Raw genomic sequence first — 15,816 nt, 5'->3', positions numbered from 1 at the left:
GCAAGATCAAATCGTCGACATGACCATGAATTCGATTTCCTCCGGCAAGGTCGAGACCGCAATCGCCAACACGGATATCCTTGGCGAGACGCCATTGTGGTGCGACCGTTCCCGCAAGCTGTGGTGGATCGACATCGACGGCAGGCTGCATCAGTCCTTCGACCCGGCGACGGGCGCCCATCACGTGACCTCCTACGATTGCCAATTCCTCGGCAGCCAGGCCCTGGCGGCAGACGGTTCGCATCTGCTCGCGCAGGATTTGACCCTCCGCCATCGGCAGACCGTCATCGACGTCGAACGCGGCCTCGACAACCGCCTCAATGACGGCCGCGTCGACGCCCGTGGCCGGCTGTGGATCGGCACCATGGACAACCAGCTGCATCGCCCGAATGGCGCGCTCTATCGCGTGACCGGAGACGGACAGGTGGCACGCATCTTCGGCGATGTCATCGTCACCAACGGGATTGCGTTCTCGCCTGATAATCGCACGCTCTATTTCACGGACACCCGGCGATACCGCACATGGGCGTTCGACTTCGATCTCGATGACGGCGTGATCCGCAACAGACGCCTGTTTGCGGATTACAGCGCCTCGCACGAGCGACCCGACGGCGCCTGCGTCGACGTTGCCGGCGGGCTCTGGACGGCATTCTTTTCGGGCGGCCGGGTGGCGCGCTATCGGCCGGACGGGACGATCGACACGGTCATTGCGCTGCCGGTCACCAATCCGACCTGCCTTTGCTTCGGAGGCAGCGACCTCAAAACGCTGTTTGTGACGACGGCGCGGAAATTCCTGGATCAGCGGCAGCTCAGCGTCGAGCCTCAGGCGGGCCATGTCCTTGCCATTCACGGCGTCGCGCAGGGTCTGCCGGAACACCGTTTCCTGGCCGGTTAGCGCAGCGGCAGCAGCTCGAGCTGGCTCTGCGCCTTCTTGACGGCCGCGGCGTACCAGCTCTGGCTCGGCGCCTCCCTGGCGAAGCATTTGGTGTAGGCATCCATCGCCTGGTCTTCCCTAGCCATGGAATCCTGAGGGACCTTTTTTGCCATCATCTGCTTCCAGACCTTCTCGCAGGCCGGGATCTCGGCCGTTTTCACGGCCTCGGTTGCGGCGAGGAAGAACACCTTCTCGCCCTGGATCGCGACGACGTCGATCTCGTGCGGCGGCCCTTTCAGGTCGCCATTGCCGCGCACGCCGAGCACGGCGACTGCGGCGCTCGCGGATGTGGGTTTGGTGATCGGCAGCTCGGCATATTTGGCGAAGGCAGAGTCCTGGATCGCTTGATAGTAGAAGCGATCCGACTTGAACGCCGCATCGATCTCCTGCGGCATGCCGTCCTCGCGGTGCTCGCGCAGCCAGCGCTTAAGCAAAGTGGTCGTGGTCACCACGGCCTGAAGCTTGTCGCCCTCTGAGGCGAAACCGAGCCCGTCGAGATGGCCGAAGCCCGAGTCTCCCTTGAACAGCGTGTCGGCGTTCGATTTGCCCTCTGCCGGCAGCCCCTTGATCGTGACGGGACCGACCAGGCCGCGCAGCACACCGGTCAGCTCGTCAAGCGCCGCGTCGTGCTGCTTGAAGGTCTCGTCACTCTCCTTGGCTTTGGAGAATTTTGCGATGTAGCGGTCGCGCAGATCGAGATAGTGCTGCTCGGGCGTGGCCGCATGTGCGGGCGCGGCGAAGGCGAGCAGGCAGAGCAAGGCAAGCGATCTCATTGCAAATTCCGGAAGGCTGGGAGCGATCTCCAGTCTTTGTGACCGTGCAGGGTCGGAAGGTTCATCCTGCTCGGCCCGAGAACGAATCCTTCACCATGCCTGCCGGGTTCGATTGAGCGCAGGGAACCCGAGAGGTAAAATCGGCTGCAGATTCTTCAGCAAGTGCCGGGCATCCGGGAGCGACGTCCATGAGCGAATTGCGCGCTGCGACCAGGCAATCCACGGCGAGGACCGGGATCATCGAATTTGACGGCGCCAGGGGCACCGTGAGCATTCCCTGCACCATCGCTGATGTCTCCGGCACCGGCGCACGGCTGAAGCTCGACTGGTCGCTGGCGTTCCCGAAAGAGGCCACGCTGGTCTTTGCCGACGGCTTGCGAAAGACCTGCCGCGTGGCCTGGCAGAAGCGCCGCCTGCTCGGCGTCGCGTTCGCCGATGGCGTCGCCAGCGCGGATGAGCAGGCGCTAATGATGACAGAGGAAGAGCAGGCCTTGCACAGGCAGCATATTGGCGCTCAGGTCAAAGGCGCGCGCGAGGCGCGTGGCTATACCGAGGCCCAGATTGCGAACCTCGTCGGCGTCTCGCCCGAGTTCGTCTCACGTGCCGAGAGCGGTGAGATCAGCATCCCTCTGCACCAGCTTACCCACATGGCCGATCTGCTGCTGGTCGATCTCGACAGTCTCGTGGCAGGCCCGGCGTCGATCGCAATGCCGCCGGCCGGGCTGGGCGCCAGCGACAAATTCGAGCCCCTCCTCCGCTAGCCCTTGTGGCAGCACGAGGCGCCGTCCGCGTTCTGCGGATCACCGGCCAGCACGCTGCGGCTGTTGCGCTCCGGCGGGATGTCGCCGGCGGCGTTGGCGGCGAAGAAGCCGGTCGGCTTCAGCGTGAAGCCGGCATACTCGACCGGCATGATCGGAAAATCCTCGGGCTTGCAGATATGGGTGTGACCGAAGGAGTGCCACACCACGATATCGGTGTTCTCGATGTTGCGGTTCTGCGCAGCGTAGCGCGGTAAGCCATCGCCGCCGGCATGGTTGTTGGGATAATCGCCGCTGGCGTATTTTTCGTCCCGATCGAACGCGGTGACCCAGACATGCCTGGTCGCGAAGCCGCCGCGCTTGCGCACGTAGCTGCCCTCCTGGGCCAGCATCAGCGGGCTCGGATTGACGACGAGCTTGTAGGCGGGCGCATTGCCGACCGAATTGGTCTCGTTGGGATTGCTGATCTTCCAGAACCGACCGGTCTCGCCATTGGCGATGGCCGCGGCATCGCGCTCGCGTGACAGCACGCGCGTCGTGGTGTCGAACGCGTTGCCGTGCGGATTATCATGGCCCCAGGGTCGGGGCACGAAATCGTGCTCGCTGACGGTGTTGCCGCCGCCGTCGAGGTCCATGTGCAGGCGCACGTTGAAGAAGTGCTGGTGCGTCGGCCCGCCGAGATTGTCGTCGACCATGCCGCCCCATTTGTACTTTTCGCCCGGCTGCACGGCGGCGGTCTGGATGATGCCGGTGAGTTTTGTCTCCAGCTGGATCGTGCCGTCCTGGTAGAGGTACCAGTAGAAGCCGTAATCGTAATTGCCGACGGTGGCGAAGAACGAGATCACGAGCCGGCGGGATCTGCGGACCTCGAACAGGCCGTTGCGGAATTCGTAGTGTTTCCAGGCAATTCCGTAGTCTTCTTCATGCATGCAAATGGCGTTCTGCATGACGAAGGGTTTTCCATTGTTGTCGGCGGCCGGCACGTCGAAATAATGGATGTTGCCGAGGCAGTCGCAGCCGAGCTCGAGCGCATTGGCGAGCGTGCCGAGCCCGTATTCGCCGGCATCGAACGCCGACTTCCAGAAATGGTTCGCGGTCGGATCGGCGTAAGGCACCACCATCTCGGTGACGCTGGCGCGATGGATCAGCGACCGCTTGCGCATCCCGTCCTGATAGCCGAGCTGATGCAGCACCAGCCCCTCGCGCGGCGTGAAGCCGACGCGAAAGCTCCATTTCTGCCAGTCCACCTTCCAGCCATCGACGCGAAAGCTCGCGCCCTCGGGCTGCTCGATATGCAGCGGCTTGATATCGGTGCGCGGATTGGTGGCTTCATGCGGGCCATAATTCCGCTTCTTGCGCGGGATCGGCACGATCGGGTCCGCATCGGTGAGATCGATGACCTTGCCGCCGATCAGGTCGACGACGGCGACCACGCCCTCGATCGGATGGGCGTATCCGTTGTCCTGGAGCTGCTCGCGGAAAAAACTGACGGCGCGAACGATGCGCGCGCCGCGCTCATACGCGAAATCGAAGAAGCCCGACGAGAACGGATCGACCTGGACCAGCTCGATATCCTTGTCGGTGAGGCCACGCCGAACCATCGCCTTGCGCCAGCCCGGATCGGCCTTGACCACGGCCTCGCACTTGAAGAATTCCTCGAGCATCACCGACGGCTGCCCATAGGGCGCCTCGCGGTTCGGAACGACCTTCCGCACGACGATCTCGCTGTGTACGAGATCGACGATATGCTCGATCGCCTCGCCCGTCACCACGTCGAGCGTCAGCGCGAAGGCGCGGCGCGGCGTCCCGCCTGCGGCCAGCTCCTGCTTGGTCGGCTCCTCCAGCCGAACCGTCGGAAAGCGGCAGTTTTCCGGCGAGGTCGCCGCGGCACGCACCAGCGTGCAGGCGGCGGTGATCTCGTCTGCCGTTAGCGGATCGAGTGGATGCGGTGCGGCGGTTTGCATCGACGATTTTTCTTTGACGGTATCGAGCATGTGATGTCCTGACGTCAGCGCGGAGCTAGATGTGTCGTGATGGCGCGGAAGGCCGCGAACCAGCGTTGGTCGATCGGGACGTCCATTGCCTTGGGCTGCGTCGCGAGCTTGACGATGACGATGTCCGAATCGAGATCGACATAGAGGTGCTGGCCGTGAATGCCGATCCCGGTCAGCGCGTTGCGCTGCGGATCGATCGTGAACCATTTGCTGCGATAGCGCGCGCCCGGGAAGAACTCGGCGAGGTCACCATCGGCCCACGCCTTGGTGTCGCCGTTCTCGCGGATGTCGTCGATCCACCAGCCCGGTACGATCTGCCGCCCCTCCACCACGCCGCGATTGCGCATCATCTCGCCGAAGCGCAGCAGGTCGCGCGCGGTGACGGAGATACCGCCGGCGAGGCGGCCCATGCCGTGGCTGTCCAGCGTCAGCGAGCCGTCCTCCTCGGCGCCCAAGGGCTGCCAGAGATACTCGGAGAGGATGCGATGGTAGGGCATGCCGCAGGCGCGCTCATAGACCCAGCCGAGCACCTCGGTGTTGGTGGAGACGTAGTGGAACACCTTGCCATGCGGCTTGCCGGTGCCGCGGAGCGTGGCGAGATAGGTCCGCTGATGGCCAGGCTCGACGCCGGGCGGTGGCACGTCCCAGCCTGACGAGAAGCGGTAGCGCGCGACGTCGCCGGCCGGGTCCTCGTAGTCTTCTTCGAATTGGATCGCGACCGTCATGTCGAGGAGATTGCGGACCGTGCAGGTGCCGTAGACCGAGGTCTCGAGCTCCGGCACATAGCGCACTACCCTCGCCTCCGGATCGACCAGGCCGCGCGCGGCCAGCACGCCGCCGAGCGTGCCGGCGACCGCCTTGCTGATCGAGCAGATCAGATGCGGCGTGGTCACGCTCATGCCGTCGCCGTACCATTCGTGGATCAGCGTGCCTCGGTGCATGACGAGTAGCGTATCGGCAAACGTCTCGCGCAACGTGGCTTCGATGGTGGTCGCCTTGCCGTCGGGCGCGGTGTAGCCGAGTTTTGCCAATTCGCGCGGCGCGCTCGCGATAGGCGTCGGATGTGCCGACCGGCGGATTTCGGCGGTCGGCAGCACTTCGCGGGTGTGGGTAAAGCCCCAGCGGATGGCTGGAGAGCTGCGCCAATTGGCGCGGGTCACCTGGGCTTCGGGCGCGGGCGGGCTGCCGCGCATGATCTCGGTCGGTCGCATCTCGATCCCTCCGCAGAACGCGATCCCGGCCCCGATGCCGGGAATGGCAATGGGAAGACTGCACGCCGGCCCCATCGGGCGTTATCGAGATCCGGCAATATTTTGCTGGACAGGCGCGATAGCCATGCCAGTCTGGCGTGGTTCTTGCTGGCTGCTCGGTTACCGGATTCCGACGTATTGTCATGGCCTTAAGCGCAACTCTTCCGATTCAAGACTCGGCTGCCAGCCTGTTTCAGGCGAGTAGCAACGATGTGGACGAGCATTGCGCGGCGCTCGGCCGCTGGCGGCTGAGCTACGACCAGATCAGTGCCGGCGCGTTCATGGGAAGCTTTACCCAGCTCTCCCTGCCGCGCGTCGAGGTGTTTCGCGAGATCACCAGCCAGCAGGTCCGCCAATACGGTCAGCTCGGTGCCGACAGCTTTGGCATCGGGCTGCGCTGGCACGGCGACGGCGAGATCAATTGCAACGGCGCCAGCGTCGCAGGCACCCAGGTGATCGCCTGCATCGACGCCGAGGTCGACATGTGCACGCCGAAAGCGTTCGAGTTTCGCGGCGTCGTCACCAGCGCGGCGCTGATCGAGGAGCTGGCTGCCAACCTCGACGTCGAGCTGCCACGCGCGGTCTGGCACCAGCTGCGGGCGATGGAGATGGCCGATGCGCCGGTCGCGCGGCTGCGCCAGCTTCTCACGGCGATCCAGGAGACCATCACAAAGGCGCCCGGGCGTTTCGACGATCCGGCCGCCCGGCAGGCGCTGGAAGATGCCCTCCTCGTCGAGATCATGGACATGCTGCCGACGGCGCGCTCTGCCGATCCCGGCCGCAGCGCTGCAGCGCGCAAGCGCACCGTCGACCGCGCCCGCGCGCTGATGCATGGCAGCGGCGACCGCTCCCTCTCCCTGCTTGAGGTCTGCAAGGCCGTCGGCGCCAGCCCACGCAAGCTCGGCTATTGCTTCCAGGAAGTTCTGGGCACGAGCCCGATGCATTATTGGCGCGCGATGCGGCTGAACCGCGTCCGTCGCGACCTCACGCGCGGCGCCGGGACGTCAGTCTATGACGTCGCCGTGCAGCATGGCTTCTGGCACTTCAGCCAGTTCTCGCTCGACTACAAGCGCCACTTCTCCGAGCTTCCCTCGGAGACGCTGCGGCGCGCGAAGCTTACCGCCTGACTCCTGTCAGCGGTGCCGCAGCCGGCGGTTGACCCGGCGCGCCAGATAATCGCCCGCGCTCTGAACCAGCTGCACCAGTGCGATCAGCACGACCACGACGGCCAGCATCATCTCCGGCATGAAGCGCTGGTAGCCGTAGCGGATGCCGAGATCGCCAAGCCCGCCGCCACCGACGGCGCCGACCATGGCGGAATAGCCGAGCAGGCTGACGACTGCGAGCGTCAGCGCCAGCAGCAGGCCGGGCAGCGCCTCGGGGATCAGCACCTTGAACACGATCTGGATCGGCGAGGCCCCGAACGAGGACGCAGTCTCGATCAGGCCGCCATCGACCTCGCGGATCGCGGCTTCCACAAGCCGCGCGATGAACGGCGCCGACGCAATGGTCAGCGGCACGATCGCCGCGGTCGAGCCGATCGAGGTGCCGGCAATCAGCCGCGTAAACGGGATGATGGCGACCACCAGGATGATGAAGGGCGTGGAGCGCGTCGCATTGACGACGATGCCGAGCACGCGATTGACGGCGGGAGCTGCGAACAGCTCGCCCTTCCGGCTGGTCGCAAGAAACACGCCGAGCGGCAGGCCGAAGGCGGTGCCGAGCAGCGCCGCGATGCCGACCATGTACAGGCTCTCTCCCGTGGCCTGGATAATCAGATTGATGAGTTCAGGCGACATAGCCGAGACGCTCCGCCGAGAATTGGTATTGAGACAGCCAGGCCAGCGTGCGCGTTGCTGCGCCCTCGCCGCCAGAAATGCCAATGGGTATGCCGAGCACCAGCGAGCCCACATGCTGCCCGCCGATCTCGTCGATGCGCGCCGACAGCAGCGAGACGTCGAGGCCGAGCTCGCGGGCGAGCCGCGCGATCAGCGTATCGCCCGCCCCTGCCCCGCGCACCTGGACGCGGATCACGGCGTGGCTGCCCGGCTCCTGCACGATCCGGCTGGCCAGCGAGACCGGCAGGCTGTCGCCGGTCACCTCGGCCAGGAAGGACTGCGTGATCGGATGCTTCGGGTGGGTGAAGATATCGGCGACGTGGCCGCTCTCGACGACATGGCCGGCATCGAGCACGACGACTTCCTTGGCGAGTTGGCGCACGACGGACATTTCATGGGTGATCAGCACGATCGTCACCCCGAGCTCGCGGTTGATGTTGGCGAGCAGGTCGAGGATGGCGCGCGTGGTCTGCGGATCGAGCGCCGAGGTCGCCTCGTCCGACAGCAGCACGCTCGGCCGCGTCGCCAGCGCCCGGGCAATGCCGACGCGCTGCTTCTGGCCGCCGGACAGTTCTGAGGGGTAGCGGTCGTGCTTGTCGGCGATGTCGACGAGGTCGAGCAACTCGGCCACGCGCGCGCGGATGTCGGCTTTTGACCAGCCGGCGATCTCCAGCGGCAGCGCAATGTTGTTGGCGGCGGTGCGCGACGACAGCAGGTTGAAATGCTGGAAGATCATGCCGATCGACCGCTGCGCCAGCCGCAACTCGCGGCCAGCGAGCACCGAGATGTCTCTGTTATCGACAACCACGCGTCCCGTGGTCGGCTTCTCCAGGCCGTTGATCAGCCGAACCAGGCTTGACTTGCCGGCGCCGGAGCGGCCGATCACGCCTGTGATGGAACCGCGCGCGATCTCGAAGTCGATGCCTTGCAGCGCGTTGACGCCGGGCTTGCCGCGATAGGCCGGATAGGTCTTCGAAATATTCTCGAACCGGACCATCGCCTCCGGCTGAGCCGCGGCGTCTTGGATCTCGACCGGCTCTCCGATCACCAGCGATGGGTGCGCATTCATGGAAGCGGCTTTCATGCACGATATTTAGCTCGGTCGCCCGGAAGGCGCACGAAAACAAGGTCTCTCGCTGTCCAAGCGACGGAGGGTGGAACAAGGCAGTCGCCCAACGGCGCCGCTGCGCTGCAACACACCATCGCCTTTTCCGGTCTTTCTTGCAATTTCAGATATTTGCGGGGAGTTGGGCGAAGTTTTCCCAATCCCCCGACTGGAAAGAAAATTCATCTGCCGGGGGTATCCGCCTGCGGCGGGCTTACCGGACCATTGCGAGCCAGGGCAGCACGATCAGCAGCAGCCCTGCGAAATAGAGCCCCCCGAAGATCAGGCCAAAACCCCAGAACTGGCCCTTCCCGATATAGCCGCTGCCGTAATACATCGGCGCCGGCCCGGTGGCGTAAGGCGAGATCACGCCCATCAGGCCGAGCGAATACATGCAGAGCGCGGCGAGTGTCGGGACCGGCAGATCGGGGATGCCGGAGCCGACAGCGAGCACCACCGGCAGCACGGCCGCCGCATGCGAGGTGATGCTCGAGAAGAAATAGTGGATCCAGAAGAACAGCGCGACCAAGAGGATCATCGCGGTCGATGGCGTGAGCCCTGTGAGCGGTTTGGCGAATTCATTGGCGAACCATTTGATGAAGCCGATCTCGTTCAGTCCCGAAGCCAGCGTCAACAGCGAGGTGAAATAGAAGAACACCTCCCAGGCGCTCTTCTCGCTGACGATGTCGGCGAACTCGATCACGCCGGTGACCAGCATCAGCGAGATAACGATGAAGACGACGGTCGTGGCATTGACGAAGTTCGAGCCGAGCAAGGGTACGTGGATGTCCGGGCTCGAGCCCGCGATCCACAGGAACATCGCGAGGATAATCAGCACCAGCATGATCCACTCGTTGCGCGACATCGGCCCCATCTCCGCGAGCTCCTTCGCCGCCCATTCGGAAATCTCGGGGCTGCGCTTCACCTCCGGCCGGCAGATCGCGTAGCTGAGCAGCGGCACGAGGATCATCAGGAGGATGCCGAGCGGCGCGAAGCCGATGAACCACTGGCCCCAACTGACATCGACGCCGACCGTCTTCTTGGCGATCGCGAGTGCTGCTGCGTTCGGTGCCAGCGCAGTGAAGAACAGCGAGCTCGTGATCGCGGTCGCCGCGAAGGCGGTCCACATCACGTAAGTGCCGATCTTGCCGGCGGTCGGTCCCGGTTCGGAGCCGTAGATGCGCGGGATGTTGCTGATGATGGGATAGACGATGCCGCCGCTGCGCGCGGTGTTGGACGGCGTTGCGGGTGCAAGCAGGAAGTCCGACATCGCGACCGCATAGCCGAGGCCGAGCGTGTTGGTGCCGAGGCGCCGCACCAGCACCAGCGCGATGCGCCGGCCAAGCTGGCTCTTGCGATAGCCGATCGAGAACACGAAGGCGCCGACGATCAGCCACACCGTGCTCTCGGCAAAGCCGGCGAGCATCCAGCGCAGCGATTTGCCGGGATCGGCATCGATATAGCCGCCGACGCCGGCGACCGTCAGCCCGATCAGGCCGACCGCGCCGACCGGCATCGATTCCAGGATCAGCCCGGTGATGACGGCCGCGAACACGGCAAAATAGTGCCACTGATTGACGTTGAGACCTGCCGGCACTGGCCACAGATAAATCGCCAGCCATACCACCAGCGGCGCGATCAGCTTCCAGCGATGCATTCTCGGTCCCTCCCGCGGCGCGCGCGGGATCGCTGACCGAGCCGCTGCCGCCAAAGCCTGTTACGGCACAGATCGGCGGGCGTTTCAATGCCTGCACGAAGCCGCCTAGCCCTCTGTACCCGTCTTGGCGAGCGGCGCCGGCGGTGCCATGAGAGAGCGGCGGTCGGATTCGACGACTCGGTTACGGCCCTGCCCCTTGGCCTGATACAGCGCAGCGTCGGCAGCCGCTACCAGCATGTCGCCCTTCGGCACATGGAGTGGCGTCACGGCCAGGCCGATCGACGCCGTGATGTGGCGCAGCGGCGCGCCGTTGGGGATTTCGACATGCATCGCCCTGACAGCATCGAGCACGGCATTGGCGCGCGCGAGCGCGGCATCGATATCGGCGCCCGGCATCAGCACCAAAAATTCCTCGCCGCCGAAGCGGCCGACGATATCGGTCTTGCGGATCGTCTTCTCGAGCACAGTGCCGAGCTCACGCAGCACCGCGTCGCCGGACTCGTGGCCAAAGGTGTCGTTGATCTTCTTGAAATGGTCGACGTCGATGATCAGCAGCGCCATCGTCTCGCCGGTGCGCATCGCACGGCCGGATTCACGCGCCAGCGCGTCCTCGAGGAAACGGCGGTTGTAGAGCCCGGTAAGCTGGTCGCGGATGGCCTGGCTGCGCAACTGCTCGCGAAGCTGCAGGTTGGCGAGCGCCAGCGAAATCTGCTCGGCCAGCATCGTTGCGAGCTGATCGGTATCGTCGGCAAACGACGTGCCGGCGGCCTCGCGATAGAGCACGCCGAGCAGCGTGTTCTGCGCGATCAGCGGCTGGCAGAGGTAAGTGCCGATTCCGGCCTCGCAGCAGGCGTGGCCGCATACGAGGCCCTGGCTCGCCTCCGAGACCGGGAACTTGGTGCCGCGGCGCAACGCCCAGCAATCGTCGAGAGCGAATGCCTGCGCGGTCGAGGTCACCTCGCCCCAGCGCGGCCCGCGGGTCACGCCGTCGCGGGCATCGTTCATCAGGTACAGCGCACCGGCCTCGTCGGGAAACAGGAAGCCGGCATAGGTTTCCACAGCCGCAAAGATCTCGTCCGGCTTCTGGCAGGACTGGAGCACGCCGGAGAGTTCGGTCAAAAGCGCGATTTCCTTGGTGCGGATCTCGGATGCCTTCAGCGATGACGTCAGCCGCGCGTTGGTGTCCTGCAATTGCCTGGCATGCTCGGCGCGTTCGGCTTCCGCCAGCATCACGTCGGTCTTGTCCTGGACGATCCAGAGGATCTCGCCCTCGCCGCCGCGCCCCGAGGGCAGCGGCTTGCCATGGGCGTCGATCAGGACCGTGGAGCCGTCCTTGCGGCGCAGGTGAAGCTGCGCGGCGCTCGCCATCGCGCTGTCGCGGATCTTGGTCAGCGTCGCGCCGAAGACCTGACTGTCGGCGTCGGATGCGAGCAGCGATTCCACCGTTTCGTTCTGGAGCTCGTCGGACGATCGTCCGCACAACTCGGCGACGCGCCGGTTGCTGCGCAGGATCTTGTGCCCGCGGGTGAACAGGATGCCGGCCAGGGGATTGTCGACCAGTGCGCGCTGCTCGGCGTCGAGCGCCATGAGGTTCCCAAACAGCCGGCGCGAGCGGAGGCCAATGCCCGCAATCAACGCGATCAGCAGCGTGATCACGGCTCCGCTGGCGAGCACCAGATCAGGCACGACATGGTCGACCGCATAGATCGATCCCGGCCGGGCATTGAACACGAGGCGCCAGACCCGCTCGCCGACGACCAGCGAACGATCGGCCGCGACGCCGCCGGGCTCGGCGACTTGCGAGACCAGGCTGACGTTCGGCTCGGTGCTGTTGTACATCAGCGTCGAGGCCGCGGTCGGGTCCTCCGCCTCGCCGCTGATGGTGCCGTCCCTGGCCTGCTTGGCATAGCCGCGATCGACGATCTGCACCTGCATCTGCTGCAGCGAGCGCGGATCGAGCACGCCGCGCATCAGATCGTTCATGCGATAGACCGAGGCGACGAAACCGCGCAATGCGGCAACACGCTGCGACGGGGTCTGGGCCGGCTCGCCCGCGCGATAGATCGGTGCGCGCAGGATGAAGCCGAGGCCGCCCGAGCGATCCTGCACCAGCTTGACCGGCGGTGTCGCGACGATGCGGCCCGTCTCGGCCGTACGCCGCAGGGAATCGAGTTGCGCCGGATTGGCTGCGGCGTCGAAGCCGAGCGCATCCTCATTGCCGCGTATCGGCTCGACGAATTCGACGATGTCGTAGACCGCGCGCTTGCCGGGCGGCTTCAGCGCGAAATCGGGCTGGCCTGCGGAATCCACGCTGCCGTCGGCGCGCACTTCGGCAAGGAATGCGTCGAGACCGTCTGGTGTGACATGACGGAGCGCTTGCAGCGCCTGGAAACCGGGATAGCGGCGGCCGAGGTCGAGCACGTCGATGTAGCGGCGGAACTGCGCCCGGTCGACGGTTCCGCCGATCGAGGCATAGAGCCCCTGCATGCTGACCAGCACCTCGGCATGGGTGCGCAGGCGTTCACCGACGGCTGCGGAGATATCGGCGGCGTCGGCGCTGAAGCGGCGCTGCATTTCGGCGGCAAGCATCCTTTCGGACAGCACGCGCGCCGCGAAGGTCAGCGAAAGCCCAACAACGAGAATGGCACCGGTCGCGGCGATGGTTCGCGTCCGCGCCGATCCCAACATGCCCCGCAATGCCATGGCTGCAATCCCTTAACCACAAGCGCCCACCCCTGGGCAGAAACATGCGGGGTGGATATCGCAGGCGGCATTGAGAATGGGTTTGCGGCGCGTCTCTCCTGTGCAAAGCGGTAAAGAAAGGGTTGGCTACCTTCCTCTAAACTTAGGTTTGCGCCGCGTCAGGAACGCTTCGACGCCCTCCTTGTGGTCTTCGCTGAGGCTCGCCAGCGCGAACTGGTCGATATCCATGTGGCTGGCGAGATCGTCGAGCGCATGCGCGAGCCGGTTGACGGTCAGCTTCGTCATCGCGACCGAGAGCGGCGGCTGTGCGGCGACCTTCCACGCGAGCTCCATCGCCGCGTCGAACGCCTTGCCGGGATCGACGACCTGCTCCACCAGGCCCCATTGATAGGCCTCGTCAGCCGAGATGCGCTCGTCGGCCAGGATCACCGCCTGCTTGGTGCGGGCCGGCCCCATCAGATGCAGCATGCGCGGGATGCTCTGCCAGCTCATGTTCATGCCGAGCCCGATCTCGGGCACGCGCAGATGCGCATCGCTGCCCATCACGCGAAAGTCGAGCGCGACCGCAAGCGCCACACCGCCGCCGACGCAAAAGCCTTCGATCGCAGCGATGGTGATCTGCTCCATCTCCTGCCAGGCATGGGTGAGCCGCGGTCCGAGCTTGAGATGCCGCCGCAGCGCACCAAGATCCATCTCCTTGCGCGAGCGCCCTTCGGCGTCCTTCAGGTCGAAGCCGGCGCTGAATGCGCCCGCATTGCCCGTCAACACCACGGCGGTCGTCGCCGCATCATCCTCGAAGCTGCGCGCCGCCGCCGTGAGCTGGCGCATCGCCTCCGGCGACAAGGCGTTGATGCCATCATGGCGGTCGAACCGCACCACCGCGATCCGCCCCTCGGGACCGAGGCCCTTCTCGATCTTGACGAAGTCTTTCATGGCGCTTCTCCGAAGCTGATTTTTGCCTGATCGTAGCGCACAAACGCCGTCACGAATACGTGGCTGGATTGCGCTGCAACGAACCCTCGACAGGCAGGGAAGGTTTCGCTTAATCTTTCGCCATGAGCCACGATCACGACCACCATCATCAGCACGACCACGATCATTCGGAACTGTCGGAGACCGAGCTGCGCGTGCGCGCGCTCGAGACGATTCTGACCGAAAAAGGCTATGTCGAGCCGGCCGCGCTCGACGCCATCATCCAAGCCTACGAGACCAAGATCGGTCCGCATAACGGCGCGCGCGTCGTCGCCAAGGCCTGGAGCGATCCGGCGTTCAAGAAGGCGCTGCTGGAGGACGGCAGCAAGGCGATCGGAACGCTCGGCCACGTCAGCCGCGTCGGCGACCATCTCGTCGTGGTCGAGAATACGCCCGAGCGTCACAACATGGTCGTGTGCACGCTGTGCTCCTGCTACCCCTGGGAAATGCTCGGGCTGCCGCCGGTCTGGTACAAGGCCTCGCCCTACCGCTCGCGCGCGGTTAGGGACCCGCGCGGCGTGCTCGCCGATTTCGACGTGACGCTGCCGAAGGACATGGAGATTCGGGTCTGGGATTCTACCGCGGAGACGCGCTTCCTGGTGCTGCCGATGCGCCCCGCGGGCACCGAAGGCTGGAGCGAGGAGCAACTCGCCGATCTCGTTACGCGAGACTCGATGATCGGTACGGGATTCCCCAGGACGCCCGGAGCCCCGTCGTGAACGGCGTCCACGACATGGGCGGCATGGACGGTTTTGGCAAGGTCGAGCCCGAGCCGAACGAGCCGATGTTTCACGAGGCGTGGGAGTCCCGCGTGCTGGCGATGGTGCGCGCGATGGGCGCGGCCGGCGCGTTCAACATCGACACCTCGCGCTTCTATCGCGAGACACTGCCGCCGCATGTCTACCTCTCCAGCTCCTACTACAAGAAGTGGTTTCTCGGTCTCGAGGAGATGCTGATCGAGAAGGGTTACCTCACCCGCGAGGAAGTCGCCGCCGGCCATGCGATGCAGCCCGGCAAGGCGCTCAAGCACGGCAAGTTCGACCTCGCCAATGTCGAGCGCATCATGGTGCGCGGCAAGTTTGCCCGCCCTGCGCCTGCGCCGGCCAGGTTCAACATCGGCGATCGCGTCCGTGCGAAAAACATCCATCCGACCACGCACACGCGGCTGCCGCGCTATGTGCGCGGGCATGTCGGCGTGGTCGAGCTGAACCACGGCTGCCACGTGTTTCCGGATTCGGCGGCGATGGAGCTCGGCGAGAACCCGCAATGGCTCTACACGGTCGTATTCGAAGGCCGCGATCTCTGGGGCGCGGATGGCGATCCGACGCTGAAAGTCTCGATCGACGCGTTCGAGCCCTATCTGGATCCGGCGTGATGAGCAGCAAGGCTGCTGCCGCCGCGACGGCGGCCATTCCGAGCATTCCGCGCGATGACGACGGCCCGGTGTTCCGCGCACCCTGGGAAGCGCATGCCTTTGCGATGGCACTGACGCTGCACGACCGCGGCGTGTTCACCTGGCCGGAATGGGCCGCAGCATTGGCCTCCGAAATCAAGCGCGCGCAGGCCGCCGGCGACCCCGACACCGGCGAGACCTACTATCTGCACTGGCTCGCGACGCTGGAAGGGCTGGTGGCGCGCAAAGGCGTCGCATCGACGGAAACCCTGCATCGTTACCGCGACGCCTGGGACCACGCGGCGGATCGCACGCCGCACGGCAAGCCGATCGAGCTGCGGGACGAGGATTTTCGGTAGGCCTCCGTCATTGCGAGCGGAGCGAAGCAATCCAGAATCTCTCCGTAGAGGCAGTCTAGATTGCTTCGTCGCAAGGGCTC

General features: G+C 65.2%; 14 protein-coding genes. 6 read left to right on the top strand and 8 right to left on the bottom strand.

What is annotated here, in order from left to right:
- Positions 1-19 precede the first annotated feature (19 nt).
- Positions 20-895 (top strand): SMP-30/gluconolactonase/LRE family protein, encoded by an 876-nt coding sequence (locus ABIC09_RS11240; protein ID WP_354109285.1) that lies wholly within the window; start codon positions 20-22, stop codon positions 893-895.
- Here ABIC09_RS11240 and ABIC09_RS11235 read toward each other — a convergent pair.
- The gene (locus tag ABIC09_RS11235) at positions 892-1,707 is read right to left on the bottom strand and encodes a hypothetical protein (protein WP_354109284.1); all 816 of its coding nucleotides are present in this window, start codon (positions 1,705-1,707) and stop codon (positions 892-894) included. The genes ABIC09_RS11240 and ABIC09_RS11235 overlap by 4 nt on opposite strands.
- Positions 1,708-1,895: 188 nt before the next feature.
- On the opposite strand from ABIC09_RS11235, the gene ABIC09_RS11230 reads away from it, so the two are divergent.
- Positions 1,896-2,468, top strand: a complete 573-nt coding sequence (locus ABIC09_RS11230) for a helix-turn-helix domain-containing protein (RefSeq protein ID WP_148752232.1) — start codon at positions 1,896-1,898, stop codon at positions 2,466-2,468.
- Here the strand turns inward: ABIC09_RS11230 and ABIC09_RS11225 are convergent.
- Both ABIC09_RS11225 and ABIC09_RS11220 read right to left on the bottom strand, forming a co-directional pair.
- Entirely contained in the window at positions 2,465-4,459 is a 1,995-nt protein-coding gene (locus tag ABIC09_RS11225; RefSeq protein ID WP_354109283.1) for a primary-amine oxidase, read from the bottom strand. The genes ABIC09_RS11230 and ABIC09_RS11225 overlap by 4 nt on opposite strands.
- Before the next feature lie 14 nt (positions 4,460-4,473).
- The gene (locus tag ABIC09_RS11220; RefSeq protein ID WP_354034551.1) at positions 4,474-5,670 is read right to left on the bottom strand and encodes a serine hydrolase domain-containing protein; all 1,197 of its coding nucleotides are present in this window, start codon (positions 5,668-5,670) and stop codon (positions 4,474-4,476) included.
- Between the two features lie 182 nt (positions 5,671-5,852).
- Here ABIC09_RS11220 and ABIC09_RS11215 point away from each other — a divergent pair, with 182 nt between their 5' ends.
- Entirely contained in the window at positions 5,853-6,836 is a 984-nt protein-coding gene (locus ABIC09_RS11215) for a helix-turn-helix domain-containing protein (RefSeq protein ID WP_354109282.1), read from the top strand.
- Positions 6,837-6,842: 6 nt separating this feature from the next.
- On the opposite strand, the gene ABIC09_RS11210 is transcribed toward ABIC09_RS11215, so the two are convergent.
- The 5 genes from ABIC09_RS11210 to ABIC09_RS11190 all read right to left on the bottom strand — a co-directional run bounded on the left by ABIC09_RS11210 (position 6,843) and on the right by ABIC09_RS11190 (position 13,945).
- A complete protein-coding gene (locus ABIC09_RS11210) occupies positions 6,843-7,508 on the bottom strand; it encodes a methionine ABC transporter permease (protein WP_148752239.1) in 666 nt (221 codons plus the stop codon).
- Positions 7,498-8,616: a methionine ABC transporter ATP-binding protein gene (locus ABIC09_RS11205; RefSeq protein ID WP_354109281.1), complete on the bottom strand. Its 1,119-nt coding sequence runs from the start codon at positions 8,614-8,616 to the stop codon at positions 7,498-7,500. Before ABIC09_RS11205 ends, ABIC09_RS11210 begins: the two co-directional genes overlap by 11 nt.
- 250 nt (positions 8,617-8,866) lie before the next feature.
- Positions 8,867-10,309, bottom strand: coding sequence for a DASS family sodium-coupled anion symporter (locus ABIC09_RS11200; protein WP_354109280.1), 1,443 nt, complete (start codon positions 10,307-10,309; stop codon positions 8,867-8,869).
- 105 nt (positions 10,310-10,414) lie between these two features.
- Positions 10,415-13,012 (bottom strand): diguanylate cyclase, encoded by a 2,598-nt coding sequence (locus ABIC09_RS11195; protein WP_354109279.1) that lies wholly within the window; start codon positions 13,010-13,012, stop codon positions 10,415-10,417.
- 126 nt (positions 13,013-13,138) lie between these two features.
- Positions 13,139-13,945: an enoyl-CoA hydratase/isomerase family protein gene (locus tag ABIC09_RS11190; protein ID WP_354109278.1), complete on the bottom strand. Its 807-nt coding sequence runs from the start codon at positions 13,943-13,945 to the stop codon at positions 13,139-13,141.
- A 122-nt stretch (positions 13,946-14,067) separates the two neighbouring features.
- Here ABIC09_RS11190 and nthA point away from each other — a divergent pair, with 122 nt between their 5' ends.
- From nthA to ABIC09_RS11175, 3 genes are read left to right on the top strand one after another with little or no spacing between them, the layout of a single operon-like run.
- Positions 14,068-14,703 (top strand): nitrile hydratase subunit alpha, encoded by a 636-nt coding sequence (gene nthA / locus ABIC09_RS11185; protein ID WP_354109277.1) that lies wholly within the window; start codon positions 14,068-14,070, stop codon positions 14,701-14,703.
- Complete coding sequence (gene nthB, locus ABIC09_RS11180; protein WP_148752248.1) at positions 14,700-15,359, top strand: nitrile hydratase subunit beta; 660 nt, start codon at positions 14,700-14,702, stop codon at positions 15,357-15,359. The genes nthA and nthB overlap by 4 nt, the downstream gene beginning before the upstream one ends.
- Positions 15,359-15,736 (top strand): nitrile hydratase accessory protein, encoded by a 378-nt coding sequence (locus ABIC09_RS11175; protein WP_354109276.1) that lies wholly within the window; start codon positions 15,359-15,361, stop codon positions 15,734-15,736. Before nthB ends, ABIC09_RS11175 begins: the two co-directional genes overlap by 1 nt.
- Positions 15,737-15,816: the final 80 nt, after the last annotated feature.

This window comes from Bradyrhizobium sp. S3.12.5 (assembly GCF_040548225.1).
GTDB classification, from domain to species: Bacteria; Pseudomonadota; Alphaproteobacteria; order Rhizobiales; family Xanthobacteraceae; genus Bradyrhizobium; species Bradyrhizobium cytisi.
The sequence above is the reverse complement of the archived record's forward strand: the minus strand, read 5'-3'. Positions and strand labels throughout refer to the sequence as shown.

Excerpts from the sequence above, each read along its gene's own strand:
- ABIC09_RS11240 (WP_354109285.1), top strand. The coding sequence starts at position 20 with ATGACCATGAATTCGATTTCCTCCGGCAAGGTCGAGACCGCAATCGCC.
- ABIC09_RS11235 (WP_354109284.1), bottom strand. The coding sequence starts at position 1,707 with ATGAGATCGCTTGCCTTGCTCTGCCTGCTCGCCTTCGCCGCGCCCGCA.
- ABIC09_RS11230 (WP_148752232.1), top strand. The coding sequence starts at position 1,896 with ATGAGCGAATTGCGCGCTGCGACCAGGCAATCCACGGCGAGGACCGGG.
- ABIC09_RS11225 (WP_354109283.1), bottom strand. The coding sequence starts at position 4,459 with ATGCTCGATACCGTCAAAGAAAAATCGTCGATGCAAACCGCCGCACCG.
- ABIC09_RS11220 (WP_354034551.1), bottom strand. The coding sequence starts at position 5,670 with ATGCGACCGACCGAGATCATGCGCGGCAGCCCGCCCGCGCCCGAAGCC.
- ABIC09_RS11215 (WP_354109282.1), top strand. The coding sequence starts at position 5,853 with ATGGCCTTAAGCGCAACTCTTCCGATTCAAGACTCGGCTGCCAGCCTG.
- ABIC09_RS11210 (WP_148752239.1), bottom strand. The coding sequence starts at position 7,508 with ATGTCGCCTGAACTCATCAATCTGATTATCCAGGCCACGGGAGAGAGC.
- ABIC09_RS11205 (WP_354109281.1), bottom strand. The coding sequence starts at position 8,616 with ATGAATGCGCACCCATCGCTGGTGATCGGAGAGCCGGTCGAGATCCAA.
- ABIC09_RS11200 (WP_354109280.1), bottom strand. The coding sequence starts at position 10,309 with ATGCATCGCTGGAAGCTGATCGCGCCGCTGGTGGTATGGCTGGCGATT.
- ABIC09_RS11195 (WP_354109279.1), bottom strand. The coding sequence starts at position 13,012 with ATGGCATTGCGGGGCATGTTGGGATCGGCGCGGACGCGAACCATCGCC.
- ABIC09_RS11190 (WP_354109278.1), bottom strand. The coding sequence starts at position 13,945 with ATGAAAGACTTCGTCAAGATCGAGAAGGGCCTCGGTCCCGAGGGGCGG.
- nthA (WP_354109277.1), top strand. The coding sequence starts at position 14,068 with ATGAGCCACGATCACGACCACCATCATCAGCACGACCACGATCATTCG.
- ABIC09_RS11175 (WP_354109276.1), top strand. The coding sequence starts at position 15,359 with ATGAGCAGCAAGGCTGCTGCCGCCGCGACGGCGGCCATTCCGAGCATT.